The sequence below is a fragment of the Pseudofrankia sp. EUN1h genome, assembly GCF_001854645.1.
GTDB lineage: Bacteria > Actinomycetota > Actinomycetes > Frankiales > Frankiaceae > Pseudofrankia > Pseudofrankia saprophytica.
The window spans coordinates 68,369-86,664 of record NZ_MBLN01000081.1; the positions used below are offsets into that span (position 1 = coordinate 68,369).

Below are 18,296 nucleotides of genomic sequence, written 5' to 3' on the forward strand. Positions count from 1 at the left end.
AGGGCGGACCCGGGCCGCCGCACGAACTCATCGCTCACACAAAGCGCGTTCGAGACCGTGCTCCACCAACCTCACAGCATGTGCCCTCGGCACGACCAGCAGGTGCCCCGGTGTCACCGGCTGGTAGTCCATGAACGCGAGCACGTCGTCATCCTCGTAGACGACGCTCGCCTTCGTCGCGTCCTCGGCGATCTCGCAGGACACGCACAGGTCGCCGGTCACCTGACCCAGGACACCATGCCGCGACCGCCGGCGCGTTTGGCGGCGCGACGCTCGGCACGGCCGGCCGACCGGCGACACCGTGGGGCGGCTGCCCGGGTGTGGGACCCGGGCAGCCGCGCATCACTTCTTCTTGGGACGGGCCGGCGTCTGCGCCAGCGTGCTGGCAGCGGCGGACTTCTCCGCCTTGGTCGCAGTCTTGCTGGCCAGCGTCTTGCCTGCGGCGGAGGCTGCCTTCACACCCGTCTGCCCGGTGCTGTCGGGTGCCTGCGACAGCGCGCTCGCCGCGGCGACCTTCCCTGCCTTCTTGGGTGCGTTCTTACGGGTCAGCGTCTTGCCCGCGGCCGAGGCGGCCTGAGGGCCGGTCTGACGAGGATTCCTTGCCATGATCAACACCTTTCTCCGGATCCGATGTGCCTCGCGACCCGGAAGCTGATGTCCGACGCAGTCTCACTCAGCGCTTTGGCATCAGCTCGGTCCCGCGATAACCGCCGGCCCCCACCAGGCCGGCGTTCGCCGTTTCAGCCGCCGAGCCCGGCGACCGCGACGAACCAGGAGCTACCCCAACTTCGACGACGAAACCAAAACAACTACGTCCAACCAGGCAAGCCGTCCCCTGCGACCGGCAGACAGTCCGAACCCATTGCCATCGACCGGGTGTCAGTCCTCAGTCGTCGGCTGCCGCCGGGCCCGGTGCCTGACTCGGCGAGGCCTCGGACGGCTGGATCTCCGTCGATGGCTGGCCTTGATGGTTTCGCCAGGTCAGCAGCACTGTCAGGAACACGGCGGCGACGAATCCCGTCGCCACGGTGAAGGCGCCGGCCATGCCGCCCGCCAGGATGTGGTGGTGCAGTTCCCGCGGGTCGAGGCCGGCTGGCGGGTTTCTCGCGGCGTCGCGGCTCGCGGCGCCGTAGACCGTGACCAGTACCGCGAGGCCGAGCGCGGCTCCGACCTGCTGCGTCACGACCATCATGCTCGACGCCGCTCCGGCGCCCTTCGGGTCGACGCCGGCGACCACGCTGATGTTGAGCGGCACGATCAGCATGCCGACCCCCAGACCAAACAGCAGCATCGGGCCGAGAATCCCGGTCGCGTAGCTCGTGTTCTCCGAGAGCTGGGTGAGCCAGCCCATCCCGCCGCCGCAGAGCGCGGCACCGGCGAGCATGAGCAGCTTCGCGCCGAGTCTTGGTAGCAGCGTGGACGTCCGCTGCGCGGAGACCAGGAGGCCGACCGAGAGCGGAAGGAACGCGAGACCCGCCCGCAGGGCGCTGAAGCCAAGCACCTCCTGGAGGAACTGGGTGGTGAAGAAGAACATGCTGAACATGCTTCCGAGCAGCAGCAGGAGCAGGAAGTAGGACCGGGCTCGGGCGGGTTCAGCCACCAGCCGCAACGGGACCACCGGTTGCTCGGTCCGGGCCTCGTGGGCGACAAACAGTGTGAGCACGACGACCGCGAGTCCGAACGCGGCCAGGGTCCAAATATCGTCCCAGCCGTCGGACGACGCCCGGATGAAGCCGTACGTCAGGGCGGCCAGGCCGACGGTCGCGGTGAGCGCGCCGGTGACGTCGAACCGCCCGGGACTGCGCGTCGGGCCGCGGACGAACCTCGGCGCCAGCGCCGCGACCCCGATCGCGATCGGGACGTTGATGAACATGACCCAGCGCCAGGACACCCAGGTGGTGAGCATCCCGCCGAGGATGAGGCCGATCGACCCGCCGACGCCGTTGGCCGCGGCCCAGGCCGCGAGCGCCTTCGTCCGGCGGGGGCCCTCGGGGAAGTTCGCCGTGAGCAGCGCCAGGGCGTTCGGCGACGCGCAGGCGGCGCCGACGCCCTGGCCGACGCGGCAGGCGATCAGCATCCATGACTCGGTTCCGAGGCCGCCGGCCAGCGAGGCGGCGGCGAACAACAGGACGCCGGCCTGGAAGACCCGCAGTCGGCCAAGGATGTCGCCGGCCCGGCCGCCCAGCAGGAGAAGGCCGCCGAAGGCGAGTGTGTAGGCGTTGAGCACCCAGGCCAGGTCGGTGGGTGAGAAGCGCAGCGCCCGTTGGATGTCGGGCAGCGCGACGTTCACGATCGTGGTGTCCAGGACCAGCATCAGCTGGCTGGACACGATCACGGCGAGAGTGACGCCGCCCCGCGTCCGGTCGGGTGGAGCGATCCGGCGGGGTGGAGCACCGGGGGGACGCTCCTCGCGCGGGGCCGCCGCCGCGGCTGTCGACATCGATACCTCCTCGACGGAGCCCAGATAAGGTCCGATCTCGTACCTTGCGGGCATGCTAGCAAGACCGTCGACCCATTGGATACCAATGAGTATCTTAAAATTGGCGATACGATCGAGGCTGTGCCGCGAGGATCGAGCGCGACGACCGGGTGGGAGTAGCCGGCCCATGACGGTCGCCCCCACCCCCGGCTCGCGCCCCGGCGCCAYCACGGCCACGCGCCGCCGCGGCGACAACCTGCGAAAGGCGATCTTCGACGCCGTGTTCGAGCAGCTACAGGCGGTCGGCTACGCCAATCTGACCATGGACAAGGTCGCGGCGGCCGCGCGGACCAGCAAGACCGTCCTCTACCGCCGGTGGGCGACGAAGGACGACATGATCAACGAGGCGTTGCGGGACGTGCTGCCCTCGCCCGCCGCCGTGGTACTGACCGGCGAGGTACGCGCGGACGTACACGCACTGTTGCGGTGCGTGCAGACCTCCTTCACCTCGACCAGAGGGACGGCGCTCCAGCTCGTCTCCGCGGAGGCCGGCTGCGAGCGAGGGTTCGTTCGCCAGGCCGTCATCCAACACGTCGTCGAGCCCTGCATCGACCTGATCTTCGAGGTGCTGCGGCGCGGCGCCGAGCGCGGCGAGGTCCGCCCCGAAGCGGCGTCCCGGCTGGTGGCCAGCAGCGGTCCCGCGATGCTGGTCCAGTACTCCCTGCTCCACAGCCCGCTGCTACCCGACGAATTCGTCACCTCCGTCGTCGAGCAGATCGTGCTGCCCCTGACCGAGCAGGTTCCGACCAGCGGCGACCGGCTCACCTCGACGACACCCACACCCGTCACGGCCGCATAGAAACGGCGGGCGCTCCCAACCGCACGTCGGACGCGTCGATACTGGACGTCACCGGACGCCTGCGCCGGTATCGACGATTGAGGTGTGTTCATGGCCGGCGAGAACACAGCCAGGCTCGCGGTACTGATCGACGCGGACAACGCGTCGCCCGCGAGCGTCGAGGGGCTGCTGGCCGAGGTCGCCAAGTACGGCACCGCGCACGTCAAACGTGCCTACGGGGACTGGACCGGAACCAGCCTGCGGGGCTGGAAGGACCAGTTGCTCGCCCAGTCGATCCAGCCCATCCAGCAGTTCGCCTACACCAGCGGCAAGAACGCCACCGACGCGGCGATGGTCATCGACGCGATGGACCTGCTGTACTCCGGCCGCTTCGACGGGTTCTGCATCGTCTCCAGCGACAGCGACTTCACCCGGCTCGCCCAGCGTGTGCGCGAGTCGGGGCTGACCGTGTACGGCTTCGGCGAGCGCAAGACCCCGAAGGCCTTCGTCGCCGCGTGCGACAAGTTCATCTACGTCGAGAACCTGACCGACGCCGAGCCCATCGCCACCGCCGGAGTGGTTCCCAGGCTGAGCACACGCCCACCCACGTTGCAGCTCAAGGGGGATGCCGAGYTGATCAACCTGCTGCGCAATTCGATAGACGCCGCCTCGGACGACGACGGCTGGGCGACGCTGGCCTCCGTGGGGCACATCATCACCAAGCGAAAGCCGGATTTCGACTCCAGGAGCTATGGCTACACCAAGCTCAGCGACCTGCTGACCGCGATCAGCCTGTTCGAGGTGAGTCGCCGCAGCCCTGGCGACGGAAAGCCCGGGATCATCTACGTACGCGACAAGCGGAGCATCCACAGCGAGAAACCCAAGATCACCACGCTGGGAGGGTGAGGCGGGAAGGCGCGGCCCGCCGGTAGCGGCGGTCGGCGGCGCCCTCCGCCGGGTCGATGTCGTCAGGCGGCCCGGTGGGCGGCGAAGAAATCCGCGTTCTGCGCCTTGAACTCCGCGTTGAACTGGTGCTCGCCGATCGTGGCGAGCGTCTCGGCGTCAACCGCGGTGCGTTGGCCCGCGGTGAGGCCTGCGGGTAGACGGACGCCGCTGAAGGGATCGCTGACGGTGTTCCCGCGTCCTGCGGGCAAGGAGACCAGCAACTGGCCAGCGGAATCGATCATCCCGGCCTGCCGGTAGGCGGCGACGACCGCCGTCGCCGTCGCCTCGGTGACGCCTGGTACGCGCAGATAGCGCGCCGGGGTCACGGCTCGCTGACTGACCTCGTGCAGCTCGGTGGGGTATCCGGCGCGGGCGATCGCGGCCAGGTCGGCCTTTTCCTTGGCGGGACTGGTAACGGTGTCGTTGGCCCCGACCACCATGAAGGTGGGCACCCGCAGCCCGCCGAGCCGGTCGACAGCCTTGGTCGGACCGGCCATGTACAGGGCTACCGCGCCGATGGGGACATCGGCCGAGCTCTCGGCCGCGGCCCACAACGCGGCGAACGCGCTGCCGTTGGACATGCCGATGCCGTATGTGGGTGTGCCGGCGTCGACGGCGGTGGTGTCGATGACGTGCCGGCGCAGCCGGTCCATCCGAGCCAGGTCGGGGTTGGACGTCATGGACGGGTCGTCGACGTTCCAGCGCCGATCTCCGGAGCGTTCGGTGCTCTCCGTGGCCACATAGCCGAACCCTCTGCCGATCATCTCGTTGAGGACGTCGACACTCTCGACCTTGACCGCGAAGTTGGCGCCACCGCCCGAGCCGTGGAAGAAATAGATGATCCCCGCGGGATGGGCAGGGATGTACGAGTAGGTGGTGAAGCCCTCGAAGCTTCCCTGGTTGGGCGGTACAAGCGGATACACCGGCTGGGTCGACACCCCGACGGCCGGGTCGACGCCCGCCGTCACGGTGCCGGGCGTACCGGGCGTCGCCGACGCGTCGGCGCCCGACGAAGGGACAACCGCGCCCGGCCCACGGTTGGCAGCGGCACCTCCACAGCCGGCGAGCAGCACGGCGACGACCACTGTTCCGATCAGTGTTCTCGTCGTACGCCAGGTCGCGCCCGTCCTCGGCGTGCGCGGGCCTCGCGTCGCGGATGTCCTCACGGCGGCGAGCCTGTCCTCTGGCCCCCGCCCGCCGGGTAAGAAAATCATCAGGCTCAGGTAAAACCGAGCAGATTCTCGTGAAGGCGCCGCTCGATTCGCCGGATCCCTACGCCGAGTTCCGGGCCATGGCCCCGGCTGTCACCGACAGGGTCTCGCCGGTGACGTAGCGGGCGTCGTCCGAGCAGAGGTAGGCGATGGCGCCGGAGATGTCGGCCGCCTCGACCCACGGCACCGGGATGGCATGGCTCGAACCGTAGGCGGCCGCGGCGTCGGCCACCGTCGGGTTCTCGGTCGGCACCATCTCGCGCAGCATCTCCTGGCTGAGAATCATCGGCGTGTCCACCGAGGTCGGCAGCACCGCGTTGACGGTGATGCCCTGCGTGGCGACCTCGAGGGCGAGCGTCTTGACCAGGCCGATGACGCCCCACTTGGCGGCGGCATAGTGCCCCAGGTAGGGCTGGCCGGTGCGTCCGGCGAGCGACGAGGTGGCCACGATCCGGCCGAACCGCTGCTCGAGCATCGTCGGCAGTACCGCGCGCAGGGTGTTGAAGACGCCGGTGAGGTTGATGTCGATGACGTCGCGCCAGGTGTCGTCGGTCATCTTCGCGATCGTGCTCTTGCTCAGGACCGCCGCGTTGGCCAGGCAGAAGTCGAGGCGGCCGAGCTCACCGACCGTCTCGGTGACCGCTTCGGCGACCTGAGCGGGATCGCGCACGTCGGCGACGATCGTCAGGCACCGGCGGCCGAGGTCCTCGACCAGCTTGGCCGTCTCGGCCATCTCCTCCCGCGTTCCGAGCGGATAGACGATGGAACCGGGCCGCTGGGGAGCGTCGAAGATCGCCACATCGGCGCCCTCCGACGCGAACCGCACGGCGTGCGACCTGCCCTGGCCGCGGGCTCCGCCAGAGATGAAGACGACACGTCCGTCGAACCGCCCCATGGGTGAACTCCTGTCTCGTCGATCAAAGCTCGCTCGTCAGGCCGGTTTCACGGCCGGGGCCGGGGCCGAAGTCGGGGTAGAGGCCGGGCCCGCGGCCATACCCGGGGTCGTGGCCGCGGATCCGCGGCGGGCGCCGGACAGGGCGAACCCCGAGTAGCCGGCAGCGGCGCAGTCGTCACATGCCTCGCGGTAGGCGACCATGCCGCCGATGTAGGGCATGAACTGCCGGGGTTTGCCGTCGATGTTGGCGCCMAGGTACCAGGATCTCGCGTGGAGATACAGGGTGTGGGTCGCGACCGTGTGCACGTGGGCTGCCCAGGCGTCCTGGGCCTCGGCGTCGGCCTCGATGCGGGTGAGGCCCCGTTCGCGCAGGTAGGTGAGGCAGGCGACGACCCAGTCGACGTGCTGTTCGTTCGCCCGGATCACGTTGGCCAGCACCGAGGGACTGCCCGGCCCGGTCAGGGTGAACAGGTTCGGGAACCCGGCGACGGCGATGCCCAGCAGGCTGCGCGGCCCGCTGGACCACCGCTCGGCGAGCGTGTCACCATCCGCGCCGCGCAGGTCGATGCGGGTCAGCGGGCCGGTCATGGCGTCGTACCCGGTCGCGAAGACCAGCGCGTCCAGGTCGTACGTCGCCGCCACGGTGTCGATCCCGGCCTCGGTGATCGTCGTGATCGGCTCGCGTCGCAGGTCGACCAGCGTGACGTTGTCACGGTTGTAGGTCGCGAAGTAGCCGGTGTCGAGGCAGATCCGCTTCGAGCCGATCGGGTAGTCGGTCGGGACGAGCGAGGCCGCGGTGTCCGGGTCGGCGACGATCTCGCGGATCTTCCCGCGGACGAACTCGGCGAGTGTCTCGTTGGCCTCGAGGTCGCGCCCGGTGTCGGTGTAGGTGCGCATCAGCTCGGTACCGCCGACGGCCCAGCGGTGTTCGTACTCCTCGGCGCGCCGCTCAGGCGGGTCAGCCAAGGCGCAGCGGTCGGTCCCGGCGTTGTACACGCCCGCGTTGGTGCTGCCGGAGGCGAGCAGTCCCTCGTAGTCGCGCTGGGCGACCCAGATCTCGCGGCTGGACATCGGCCGGTTGCGGGCCGGCAGGCTGTAGTTCGGGGTGCGCTGGAAGACCGTGAGGTGGGCGGCCTCGGCGGCGATCTCAGGGATGGCCTGGATGCCCGACGAGCCGGTACCGATCACCCCGACCCGTTTGCCCGCGAGGTCGACTCCCCCGTGCGGCCACCGGCCGGTGTGGTGGATGGGGCCGGTGAAGCGGTCGCGGCCGGGGATGTCCGGCACCTGCGTCGCCGAGAGCGCGCCGACCGCCGCCACCAGGAACCGGCAGCGTAATCGCCGGCCCCGGTCGGTCTCGACGGTCCAGGTGTGGTCGCCGTCGTCGTAACGCGCGGAGGTGATCCGGGTGTCGAAAGTGATCATCGGCAGCAGATCGAAGCGCTCCGCGACGTACTCGGCGTACCGCAGGATCTCGGGCTGGCCGGCGAACCGCTCGGACCAGGCCCACTGGGCGGTCAGCTCGCGCGAGAACGAATAGCAGTAGTCGACGCTCTCGACGTCGCAGCGGGCCCCCGGGTAACGGTTCCAGTACCAGGTGCCGCCGACGCCCCCGCCGGACTCGAACGCGCGGGCCGAGAAGCCGGCTCCGCGAAGCTCGTGGAGGGCGTACAGGCCGCCGAAACCGGCTCCGATGACGATGACCTCGTAGTCGAGCGCCGGGTCGAGCGCCGCCTCATGYGCGTCGGCGGTCATCCGGTCACGCCGCCGATCACGCCGCCATCGGCCTCGCCCGGCACACCGCGACGGCCGCCTGGCGCGGTCTCAGTCGCCACCCTCACGCCGACCCGCCCCCATTCCTCTTCCCGTTCCCGCCGTTCCCGCCGGTTCGGACGACCCCGAGCCCGGCGGCGAGCGGTGCGAGCAGGCCACCTGGGCCGAGCGGCGACATCAGCCTCACGGGCCCCGGCTCCCACCCGATCAGACCTCACCGAGACTCGGTTGGATAACGTATACCATTCTGCCTGCCAGGCACTCCCGGTTCCGGCACCCAGCTGGCCCCTGGGCTACTGGCCAAGCCGGTGGCCGCACCAGCGGTTGCGGCTGTCGGGAGTGGCGGCCGGGTTTGGGACGACGTCGTACCGGGTGCCGGCGGCGTTGACCTTCATGAACGTGTAGCAGAGGTTGACCTGGCCGAAGTCCTTGGTCATGTCGACCGGTCCCGGCAGCAGGCCGCCCGCGTCGTATGTGCTGGCCCGCAGGGCATCGATGTAGGAGGCGCGCGTCGGGCAGTCACCGGCCTTGTCCAGTCCGTAGAGGAACAGGTCGGTGTCGATGTACGCGACCAGGGCGAGTTGCTGGTCGGGTGGCTGAAGTTCGGGTGAGTACTGCCGCATCGCGCCCAGGTAGGCCTGGTGCGCGGGACTGCCGATCTCGAACGGGACGTAGCTGGTGGCGACGTTCAGGCCGCTCAGCGCGCTGCCGTACTTGTTGAGCAGGCTCTCGTCATATCCGTTGGCCGCGAAGATGACCTTCACCGGAGCGCCGGCCGTCTTCATGCCCCGCACGAGTGCGGCCAGGTCGGGGCCGTTGGAGGTGGTGATCACCACGTCGACGTGGGCCTGGCTCAGCTGCTGGCCCAGCTGGACTGGGTTGGTGATGTTCGGGTTGTAGAGGAAACGGCCGGGCGCGGTCGGGATGCCCACGGACGCGAGGCTGCTGGTGATCCTCCCCGTGACGTCCCGGTCGACCGGGCTGACATCGTTCTGGACCACGGCTGCCCGGGTGCCGCCCTGCGCCTTGACGTATTCGCCGTACGTCGAGACCGACGGCCCGTCGGTGAACTGGTACGCGTACGCGAACATGTTGCGGTATCGCGGGTCGGCCCAGAACTGTTCGGCCGGGACGCCTGTCACCGGGATGCCTCGCTCCCGCAGGTAGTCGGCTCCGCCGGAGGCGGTGATGGATGCCTCGACGAGGCCGAAGACGTCGTCGTTCTCGACCAGCTCGCGGACGGTCTCGAGGTTCTGGGTGGCCACGCTGCCGTCGTCGCGCCAGGTGTAGACCAGTTTGCGGCCGTGGATCCCGCCGGCCGCGTTCGCCTGCTCGATCCTCGCGATGAATCCGCTCCGGGCGGCGGTGAACGCGGTGGCGCCCGCGCCGGTGTCCGGGTAGACGAAGCCCAGGCGGATCTCGCCCGCGCTGTATCCGGGGGTGTCGCAGCCGGTGCCGCCGACGGGACCGCTGCTCGTGTGATCGGTCGGCGCCGCCGAACAGGCCGCGGCGAGGACCGCGACCAGCGCGACGACCAACCCGGTCGGCCGTGACAGCTCGAATCCGCGTCGTACCCGCGGGCCGCGGGTGGTGTCTCGCGAGCGGGAGCGCGCCGCGCCGCGGCCCGGTCGCCGCCGCGAGCCGGGTAAGGCCGCGTCGGCCGTCCGCGCATCCGCCTCACCGAGCATTTCGGTACCTCCGTCGGTTGATGCCCTCCGGCCCCGCGAGGCCCATACTCTGGACATGTCGCACGCCACACCCTAGATCTAGGTTCTTTTCCACCGAGGCCGTGGGTTCGGTCAGTCAACAGAGCTGGCATTTCTTGACAGATCCCGTGGCCCGAAGGCACAGAACAGCGTTTCAGCTATGTGCACGTCCTACGCGGAGCCTCGGCGGCGCGGCACGGCGGGCGAACGGGAGGTGCCGACCGCGGCGGTCACCTTCGACGAGCTGGCCTCTGCCGTCGTCGGGCGCCGCGTCCTCCCCGAGACCCACTCAAACAGGCCACGCTCCTCGATCGCGGCAGTGCCGCCTGACGTTCGGGGCTTGGTCATGCCCGCTCCCCCGGAGCGATTGATAATTGCCCCATGAGCGAGACCTTCACGGACCGCTGGGGAGTCCCGGTGCAGGCCACCGACCTGGCCGCCATCACGTTGCTGGACCAGGCGATCGAGGACCTCGTCTCGCTCGCCGGGGACCCGGTCGGGGGCGCCGAGGCCGCGATCGCCGCGGACGGCGACCTGGCGCTCGCTCGGATCTTTCGCGCCTACCTGTCGCTCTATGCCACGACCGCGGACGGTGTCGCCGAGGCCAGCGCTCTCCTCAAGCCGCTGGAGGCCGACGCGGCCGGCCCCGGCGAGGCCCCGATCAGGCGGACCGGGCCGGTCGCCCCGACCGCGTCAGTCGCCCCGCGCGAGACCCACCACCTGGCCGCCGCTCGGGCCTGGGCTGACGGCGACTGGCAGGCGGCCACCCGCGCGCTGCGGGGCGCCCTGGTGGCCAACCCCCGTGACCTGCTGGCCCTGAAGGTCGCGCAGGATCTCTGCTTCTTTCTCGGCAACCGCCAGGAGCTGCGCGACGTCGTCGCGCGGGTGCTTCCCGCCTGGCCGGACAGCGACCCGGCCTGGGGGTTCGTCCAGGGCATGTACGCGTTCGGCCTCGAGGAGAACGCGGACTACGCAGGAGCGCGGGACGCGGCCCGCCGCGCCCTTGCCCGTGACCCGAAGGACGTCTGGGCCGTGCACGCGCTGGCTCACGTGTTCGAGATGGAAGGGAGTCTCGACCCGGGCGTGTCGTTCCTGACCTCCTCAGCTCCCGACTGGCGGAACAGCTACTTCGCGGTGCACAACTGGTGGCATCTCGGGCTGTACCTGCTGGAGCTGGGCCGGGCCGACGACGCGCTCGCGCTGTACGACGAGCGGATCCGCGCGGTCAGGTCCACCGAATGGCTGGACATCGTCGACGCGGCGGCGCTGCTGTGGCGGCTGGCGCTGTACGGGAAGGACGTCGCCGGCCGCGCGGCCGCGCTCGCGGCGGACATCTCCGACCTGGTGGGTGCATCGACCTACCTCTTCAACGACTGGCACGCGGTCATGACCTTCGGGCTCGCCGGCGATCACGCCCGCGCGGCGCAGGTCGTCGCCGCCAACCAGAACCCGACCGCCCCCACGAACAGACTGGCGGCCGAACGGGCCGGACGTACGCTGCTCACCGCCTTCTCGGCGTTCACCGCCGGCGAGCCGGCGGCCACCGTGGACCTCCTGATCGACATCCGCCCCGAGGCCCATGTGGTCGGTGGGAGCCACGCGCAGCGCGACATCATCGACCTGACTCTGATGGCCGCGGCGACAAGGTCCGGGCAGGCCGGCCTCGCCCGCGCCCTGGTCACCGAGCGGGTGGCGCGCAAGCCGTCGGCCGAGCCCTCGGCTCGTGCCCTGCTCCTCGCGAACGACGGCGACGAGGCCTGGCTCGCCTGGGAGCCCACGGCGTAGCTCCGTTCCAGGCCTCTTCCGATGGAAGCGGCCGGGGTCCGGCTCCTGTCATCATCCGTCGGTGGGCCTTCCCGTCGATCAGAGGAGACCCTGACGAGTGGCACCGTCCGGCGCTCTCGCGGAACTGCTGCAGCACCTCCGGGAACGCAGCGGTCGCACGTACACCTCCCTGGAGCGGCGCACCGGGATCAGCCGGTCCAGCCTGAACCGCTACTGCCTCGGCAGCGCGGTCCCGCCGAGCTACGGCGTCGTGGAGAAGATCGCCGTAGCCTGCGGCGCGAGCCGGAGCGAGCTCGACGCGCTCTACCGGGTATGGGCCGAGGCGCGTGCCGACGAGCGGCCGCCCAAGCCCGAGCCGGCGGCCGAGGGACGAGGACGAGCAGGCGCCTCGACCCGCGACACCAGAGCCCGCCGCACTGAGGCTCGCGGCACCGGAGCCGGCGGCCGGTGCGGTGGCGGCGGCTGCCGTACGAGTTCCTGTCCGCCTGGTCGCCGGCGCCCGGACGGCCGGCCTTCGGGCGCAGTACACGTTCGGCGGCACGCCGGCCTGGGCCAGCCCGGCCGGGCCTCGCTCGCCCTACCCCGAAGAGCCGCGAGCCTCCGCGCCGGACTCGATGGACTATGGCGGGCCCGGCGGCCCCGGCAGGCCCGGCGGTGCGGGCGGTGCGGGCGACGGCCGCGGCGGTGGGACCGGCGACGTCGTGGCCAGGGTGGCTTCGACGTCGGGCAGCCAGAACGCCACCTCGAGGGTCTTGAGGGCTGCCCACCGGGACAGCTCGTGCCCTACTCGCGTCGCACCGACGAAACTCACGAGGAAGGCCCCCACGCAGAACGCGGCAAGACCTCGCTCACTACCGACGATCAATTCGACGGCGGCGACGCCCGCCGACAGAAGGAACGCAAGCCCGGCGTTACGCAGCGCTATTCCGCTGGCCCGCAACCGGCTTATCTCAACCGCCGAGTCCGGCGCCTTGACCTCGATGGCGGCGAAGACGAGCGCCGGGTCGACCTGGACGAACGCCATGGACTGGGCAGCGGGAAAGCGGTCGAGGAACTCCCGCCGAGCGCTGCGCCCGCGGCCCAGCCACCGCGGCATCCGCCGCCCCAGAAACCGGCGCGGTGCATAAGTGAGCTGGCCGAGCAGGTAGCTGGCGATGATCCCACCCGCGATCAGCAGCGTGGAGTTGAGGTCGCCGACCTGCCCGAGGTCGACCCACGACGCCCGGTCCAGGACATACAGCAGCAACGCGAGGTACAGCGAGCCGGGAGTCGAGTAGGCGAAGACGTCAAAAACCCCGAGACTGAGATTCACGTTCGCCTCTCTCCGGTCCGCCGCGTCCCATCCTGCGCGGACGGTGCCGGCGGTCGATGCCCAKCTGTCACCGCGATCATCTCAACACCACGGTGCCGGCCGCCGCGTCAGGTCACGCGGCAGCCGAGGCGTGCGCGCGCCGTTCCTTTCCGCGCGCCGCGGCCCGGCTGCCGCCTCAGCCGGTGGTGATCTCGGCGAGTCGCCGCTCGAGATCGCGGGCGGCGGGGAGGGACGCGTGCTGGCGCAGCCGGGCGCGCACCTCGTCGGCGCGCCGGGCGTTGCGCCGGGACCGGGTGACCGTCAGCAGTGGGACGGCCTGAGCGGCCAGCGCGCAGCCGGCGTCGACGTCACCCAGGTCGATCTGCACGCCCGCACGGCGCAGCAGGTACGTCGCCCGGTCCCGCACCTTCTCGGTCGGATGGGCCGCCTGTGCCCGGCTGAGCCATCCGTCGGCTGACAGCAGACGACCGAGGTCGATGTAGCAGCAGCCGACCTGAGCCTGGAACTCGGCCTCGTCGAAGTAGCACGCCCAGGCCGGCTCCGGCGTCGTCTCCTGGTCGAACGCGGATTCGGCGAGGCTGAGCTCACGCATGCAGGTGACCTCGTCGCCCAGCGCCGCGTGCGCCCGGGCCTTGCGCATGTGCAGCATCGCGCCGACCCGGCCGGTGGTGGCGCCCGCGGTGCGCACGGCCGCCTCGGCCAGCCCGATCGCCTCGACGGGCTGGGAAAGGTCGACGCACTGCAGCGACATGTTCTTCAGCACGTTCGCGCCGAGCAGGCGGTCACCGGCGGCGTGCGCGGCGTGCAGCGCGGTCACCCAGTAGCGCTGCGCACCTGTCTGGAACCCGGCGTCGAAGGAGACCCAGCCGGCGAACCGGGCGAGCTCGGCGGCCACGACGTGCAGCTCTCGGCCGATCCGCTCGGTGTAGCGGCCGCGGGCGAGCAGCTCCGTCACCACCCCGAGCTCCGCGTCGACGAGCCGGCGCACGCTTGCGCCGCCGAGCCGGTCGTCCATCACCCGCAGGCCGGGAATGCTGTGCGCGATCCGGTGCACGATCTGCTCGTCGACGAGACCGCCGTCCAACGCGCCAGCGAGGTGCACCGGCTCCAGCCCCAGCCACTCGTCCGCGAGTGCGGCGACGCCGGGGCCGCTGATGGTCAGGAAGCCACGGCGGTCGGTCACCGCGTCCTGGACGACGTCGGTCAGCGCGGTCAGGCTGCCAACCTGGGTCCAGGGGTAGTCGAGCCGGACGTTGTCGCCGGTAGGCAGCCAGGACGGCCAGGGATGGGACTCCAACCGCTCGGTGGGCACTCCCAGCTCCGTCGCCAGCGCCAGCTGGGACACCCGGTCCGGGACGACGCCGCGGTGCTCCCAGCGCCACACCTTCTGCCGCTCGGCAGCCATGTTCCCCTCGCCGAGATCGCGGGCTCTCTTGGCGACGACCCGGGCGAGCTTCTGATAGGTCCAGCCCCGCTGGGTGCGGACGAACGTCAGCGGATGGGTGCATACCTGGGCGTTCACGGTCATTGTCGGCGGTCCTCTCGGTTGCGGGCAGAAGCGTCCGGGAGACGGCTGAACCGGGGCGCGGGCAGGGCGCTCCGCGACGACGGTCTGGCGCTGAGACAGGCAGCTCATCGGCCGCCCAGAGGGGAAACACCCGGCCAGGCGCACGGCTGCGGGATCTGAGTAACTGGCCACTGGCCGAGATATCCGGCGTTGCGGAGGCGGCAGCTCGGTCTGCTGGTCACATCCGCCGGTCACATCCGCCGGTCACGGAACCACGGGTTTATCGTTGGGCCACGTGACGGGATCGCCGATTCTGGCCGTCGGCCACGGAGAAGGAGTAACGACCTTCCTCCGTCGGAAATCCGTTCCCGCGGCCGCGGCATCAGACGGCCCTGGAACCGCTGTCAGGAGATATTGGGGGGTAGCAGTAGGGACGCCACGGCTCGGTGCGTCGAGGCGCATGGACCTCGTAGCGCTCGGCTGTCATCCCAGCCGCGGCCGCAGTCAGGACAGCGCCGGGGAATGACGGCCAGTACTCGAGCAAGGTCGGCGGACCGCCGGAGTCTGTGCGCGGTGGTCGCCGAGCCGGCGGCCGCCACGGCCGCGAGTGCCAGCGCGGCCAGAGCGAGGATGACGGCAGCCAGCATTCATACCTCCCAAGACAGGGAAGGCGGGGGACTGCGTCCCCCCGCCTTCACCCGGACCCGTCGTGCGCGCCGATAGCTTCGGCGGGCCTGATCGCCACTTCGTTGTAGCGATCTGTCTACGGACAGTACGCCCGTGCAGACGCCTTTGCATACGCCAGGCCACACTTGGCCCACGATCAGCCCATTGGACTCCGGAAGGCTGGCCACAGTTGGTCCACCGGTGGATTTCAAACCGATACACAACGACGCAGGTAGCGGGTTCGCCAGCCGACCCGGTCCGGCATTTCGGACAGGCACACCATTCGAACTGTGCCCGCCGTCACATTCCCTTAATGCGCGATCAATCGACGCGCATGCCCGGCGTCCCGGCGGGAAACCGGACACCTCCGCCGCGTGGCTCTCGAGACGAAAACCGCCGGACCGGCCTGGAAGACTGGATGGCATGCTCGATCACATCGCGCTTCAGGTATCCGACGTCTCGACGAGCGCCGACTTCTACGACGTCGTTCTGGCTCCCCTCGGCGGCAGGCGGCAGGCGCAGTTCGACAGAGGCGCCGGCCTCGTCGTCGGCTTCGGCGTCGACGCGTCAACCTTCTGGATCGGGCCGGTGACGACGGCCGGGACCGCTCGGGAGGTGCACATCGCCTTCGCCGCCCCTGACCGCGCCGCCGTACGCGCCTTCGAGGCCGCCGCGGTCGCCGCCGGCGCGGAGGTGCTGCACAGCGCCCGGCTCTGGCCGCAGTACCACCCGTCGTACTACGGCGCCTTCGTCCGCGACCCGGACGGCAACAACGTGGAGGCCGTCTGCCGCACCCCCGAGCCGGACGCGCTCTCCCGGCCGGCGCTCCCGCACCCGTAGACCTTTCTCAGGTCATCGACGGGTGCGCATGGAAGTAGGCCAAGGCCGTGGCGGTCTTGGTCTGCTGCGGGCCGGTCAGGTCGATACCGTGATCGCGCAGGACCGTCGCGGTCCGCGCCGCGGCATGCAGGACCTCCTCCGGGCGGCAGCGCGTCGACAGTTCCAGGAGCTGGGAGCCGTCCGGGAACGTCCAGCGCTCGACGAGCAGCCGACGGCTGTCACCGGGAACGACGAGCGTGCGGCGGCGGGCGTCGACGGGACCGTGCGCCACGAGTTCGCCGAGCCGGACGCCGTTCGGGAGGTGCGCGGTGAGCAGGCGCAGCTGCGGTTTCGTGAGCAGCCGGTGCAGCGGCAGCTTTCCCCGCGCCACCTGTTCGACGTGACCTGGCAGGAGATGGCTCTTCAGCGCCGCCGAGCAAAGGTAGCTGCCGGGCATGCCGTCTATCTCGACGGTGAAACGCTTGGACCGGCGCAGGGCAGGCGAGATGGCGGCGGGGTCGACGGGGCGTAGTTTCACGACCGCGTCGTCGTGGCGGTCCGGCATCCGGCGGACCCTGGTGATGACGCCGCATCGGAAAAGCATCCGGTCGGGGGTGTCGAAATAGTAGACACGTTGCCGGCGGGCATTGCGAAAGCTGATGCGCAGACTTTCACGGACCGCCTCGTGCGCGGTTTCCGGCACGATCAGCTTGAGCTCCACCCTGTCCGTCTTGCGCGCCAGTTCGACCAGCCGGTCGAGCTCCCGTTCCGGGAGCCGCCAGAATCCCTGCGATGCGCGTTTCACCTGTTCTGTTTGTCTGCCCACCGGGTCTCCTCGATCCGACGGATGACGGGACACGACCAGCAGAGGGTGCGCTGGCCGGTGGGCGCAGCCGTCGTTTTCGAGCCATCCATGTCCGAACGCATATATGCCCGCGCCGACGCCAGTCATGCGTCGGCGCGGGCGTACAAGATCTCGGCGAATCCTATCCCGCGGCGCCGGCGGCCGCGTGGATGGCCCGCAGCCTGGTGGTGGGTGACCGGCCGATGAGGTCGCGCAGGTCGTGGCGGTCGGTGAACAGCTCGCCGCGGGCCAGCCCGGCGTCGGCGTCGGCCAGCACGTCGGCGAGCTCGGCCGGCAGCCCAGCGCCGGCCAGCGCGGCGGCATATCCGTCGGTCGGTAGGTCACGGTAGGCGATCGGCGTGCCCAGGACCTCGGAGAACGAGGCGGCGAGCTCGGTGAGGGTGAACGCCGCGCCGCCAAGCTCGTAGGTCGCGCCGGCGTGCCCGTCGCCGGTGAGTACGGCGGCCGCGGCGGCGGCGTAGTCGACCCGGCCGGCCGCGCTGACCCGGCCGTTCCCGGCGGCGCCCAGCAGGACCCCGTGCTGGCGGATCGCGGGCAGCTGGTCGGTGTAGTTCTCCAGATACCAGCCGTTGCGCAGGATCACGAACGGAATTGCGCCGGCCCGCAGGTACTGCTCGGTGCTGTGGTGCTCCGCGGCCAGTCGCGTCCGCGCGGCGCCGGCGTTCAGGACGCTGGTGTAGGCGACCAGCGACCCTCCTGCCGCCACCGCGGCGTCGATGGCGCGCCGGTGGTTGTCGAACCGGTGCCCGACGGTCGTGGTCGAGACCAACAACAGCCTCTCGACGCCGTGGAACGCCTCGGCCAGGCTGGCGGGGTCGGCGAAGTCCGCCCGACGGGTCGTCACCCCGGTCCGCGCGGTGAGCGCGCTGAGCCTGCCGGCGTCACGACCGGTCGCCACGAGCTGCCCGGCGGGCACGCCCGCCGCCAGGAGCTGATCGATGACGAGTCGGCCGAGCTGCCCGGTCGCACCGGTGATCACAAGGGACACGATCTACTCTTTTCGTGGTGGTCACGCTGTCCCCACCACCCAATGCCGCACACTCTCCATTGGGAAGTACCCACCTTGAAGTAAGCTACTAACCATGCTGGCGGTTCTGTTATCGTCGCGGCGTGACGATCGACGCGCAGACGTGTGACCCGTACGCGCGAGGCTGCCCCTCCCGCGACCTGCTCGACCGCATCGGCGACAAGTGGACCGTCCTGATCCTCGGCGAACTCTCCGACGGCCGGCCGCACCGGTTCGCCGCGATCCGCAACCGGATCGAGGGGATCAGCGAGAAGATGCTCACCCAGACGCTGCGCCATCTCGAGCAGGACGGGCTCGTCACCCGAACCGTCTATCCCGAGGTTCCGCCCCGCGTCGAATACCAGCTCGCCGCACTTGGCGTCACCCTGCGTGCTCCGTTGGACGCCCTGCTGCAGTGGTCCGTCGCCCACGCCGCCGAGGTCGCGGCGGCCCGAGCGCGGTACGCCGGAACCATCTCGACCGCGACGGCGGGGACCGCGCAGTCGTCGGCAGGTCCGCGATGGACAGACCCGCTGGTCGATTGAGCTC

General features: G+C 70.4%; 16 protein-coding genes and 1 pseudogene. 6 read left to right on the forward strand and 11 right to left on the reverse strand.

Features of this window, described 5'->3' with window-relative positions:
* Positions 1–27 precede the first annotated feature (27 nt).
* From BCD49_RS32700 to BCD49_RS32710, 3 genes are all read right to left on the reverse strand, one after another.
* Positions 28–222 carry an HIT family protein gene (locus BCD49_RS32700; RefSeq protein WP_007515722.1) on the reverse strand — a complete coding sequence of 65 codons (195 nt, stop codon included), beginning with the start codon at positions 220–222 and terminating at the stop codon, positions 28–30.
* 120 nt (positions 223–342) lie between these two features.
* Positions 343–606 (reverse strand): hypothetical protein, encoded by a 264-nt coding sequence (locus BCD49_RS41335; RefSeq protein WP_007515723.1) that lies wholly within the window; start codon positions 604–606, stop codon positions 343–345.
* Between the two features lie 280 nt (positions 607–886).
* Positions 887–2,440 (reverse strand): MFS transporter, encoded by a 1,554-nt coding sequence (locus BCD49_RS32710; protein ID WP_007515724.1) that lies wholly within the window; start codon positions 2,438–2,440, stop codon positions 887–889.
* 166 nt (positions 2,441–2,606) lie between these two features.
* On the opposite strand from BCD49_RS32710, the gene BCD49_RS32715 reads away from it, so the two are divergent.
* Together BCD49_RS32715 and BCD49_RS32720 are read left to right on the forward strand one after the other, a co-directional pair.
* Positions 2,607–3,278: a TetR/AcrR family transcriptional regulator gene (locus BCD49_RS32715; protein WP_071042277.1), complete on the forward strand. Its 672-nt coding sequence runs from the start codon at positions 2,607–2,609 to the stop codon at positions 3,276–3,278.
* 90 nt (positions 3,279–3,368) lie between these two features.
* Positions 3,369–4,163 carry an NYN domain-containing protein gene (locus BCD49_RS32720; RefSeq protein ID WP_007515726.1) on the forward strand — a complete coding sequence of 265 codons (795 nt, stop codon included), beginning with the start codon at positions 3,369–3,371 and terminating at the stop codon, positions 4,161–4,163.
* Between the two features lie 62 nt (positions 4,164–4,225).
* Here BCD49_RS32720 and BCD49_RS32725 read toward each other — a convergent pair whose 3' ends face one another.
* The 4 genes from BCD49_RS32725 to BCD49_RS32740 all read right to left on the reverse strand — a co-directional run bounded on the left by BCD49_RS32725 (position 4,226) and on the right by BCD49_RS32740 (position 9,769).
* On the reverse strand, positions 4,226–5,368 hold the full coding sequence (locus BCD49_RS32725) for a hypothetical protein (protein ID WP_131803604.1): 1,143 nt from the start codon (positions 5,366–5,368) through the stop codon (positions 4,226–4,228).
* A 106-nt stretch (positions 5,369–5,474) separates the two neighbouring features.
* Positions 5,475–6,308, reverse strand: a complete 834-nt coding sequence (locus BCD49_RS32730; RefSeq protein ID WP_007515728.1) for a mycofactocin-coupled SDR family oxidoreductase — start codon at positions 6,306–6,308, stop codon at positions 5,475–5,477.
* A 36-nt stretch (positions 6,309–6,344) separates the two neighbouring features.
* Complete coding sequence (locus BCD49_RS32735) at positions 6,345–8,063, reverse strand: flavin-containing monooxygenase (protein WP_007515729.1); 1,719 nt, start codon at positions 8,061–8,063, stop codon at positions 6,345–6,347.
* A gap of 311 nt (positions 8,064–8,374) precedes the next feature.
* On the reverse strand, positions 8,375–9,769 hold the full coding sequence (locus BCD49_RS32740) for an ABC transporter substrate-binding protein (protein ID WP_007515730.1): 1,395 nt from the start codon (positions 9,767–9,769) through the stop codon (positions 8,375–8,377).
* A gap of 399 nt (positions 9,770–10,168) precedes the next feature.
* Between BCD49_RS32740 and BCD49_RS32745 the strand changes: the two genes are divergently transcribed.
* Both BCD49_RS32745 and BCD49_RS46585 read left to right on the forward strand, forming a co-directional pair.
* Entirely contained in the window at positions 10,169–11,572 is a 1,404-nt protein-coding gene (locus BCD49_RS32745) for a hypothetical protein (protein WP_007515732.1), read from the forward strand.
* Positions 11,573–11,669: 97 nt separating this feature from the next.
* Positions 11,670–11,864, forward strand: a pseudogene (locus BCD49_RS46585) (helix-turn-helix domain-containing protein); the annotation flags it as partial.
* 327 nt (positions 11,865–12,191) lie between these two features.
* On the opposite strand, the gene BCD49_RS32750 reads toward BCD49_RS46585, so the two are convergent.
* On the reverse strand, positions 12,192–12,884 hold the full coding sequence (locus BCD49_RS32750) for a hypothetical protein (protein ID WP_007515733.1): 693 nt from the start codon (positions 12,882–12,884) through the stop codon (positions 12,192–12,194).
* 175 nt (positions 12,885–13,059) lie between these two features.
* On the reverse strand, positions 13,060–14,412 hold the full coding sequence (locus BCD49_RS32755) for a hypothetical protein (RefSeq protein WP_007515734.1): 1,353 nt from the start codon (positions 14,410–14,412) through the stop codon (positions 13,060–13,062).
* 1,068 nt (positions 14,413–15,480) lie between these two features.
* Between BCD49_RS32755 and BCD49_RS32760 the strand changes: the two genes are divergently transcribed.
* Complete coding sequence (locus tag BCD49_RS32760; protein WP_007515736.1) at positions 15,481–15,897, forward strand: VOC family protein; 417 nt, start codon at positions 15,481–15,483, stop codon at positions 15,895–15,897.
* 7 nt (positions 15,898–15,904) lie between these two features.
* Here the strand turns inward: BCD49_RS32760 and BCD49_RS32765 are convergent, their stop codons facing one another.
* Both BCD49_RS32765 and BCD49_RS32770 read right to left on the reverse strand, forming a co-directional pair.
* Positions 15,905–16,702 (reverse strand): CYTH domain-containing protein, encoded by a 798-nt coding sequence (locus tag BCD49_RS32765; protein ID WP_007515737.1) that lies wholly within the window; start codon positions 16,700–16,702, stop codon positions 15,905–15,907.
* A 160-nt stretch (positions 16,703–16,862) separates the two neighbouring features.
* Positions 16,863–17,729 (reverse strand): SDR family oxidoreductase, encoded by an 867-nt coding sequence (locus tag BCD49_RS32770; protein WP_007515738.1) that lies wholly within the window; start codon positions 17,727–17,729, stop codon positions 16,863–16,865.
* Positions 17,730–17,851: 122 nt separating this feature from the next.
* On the opposite strand from BCD49_RS32770, the gene BCD49_RS32775 reads away from it, so the two are divergent.
* Positions 17,852–18,292, forward strand: coding sequence for a winged helix-turn-helix transcriptional regulator (locus tag BCD49_RS32775; RefSeq protein WP_007515739.1), 441 nt, complete (start codon positions 17,852–17,854; stop codon positions 18,290–18,292).
* Positions 18,293–18,296: the final 4 nt, after the last annotated feature.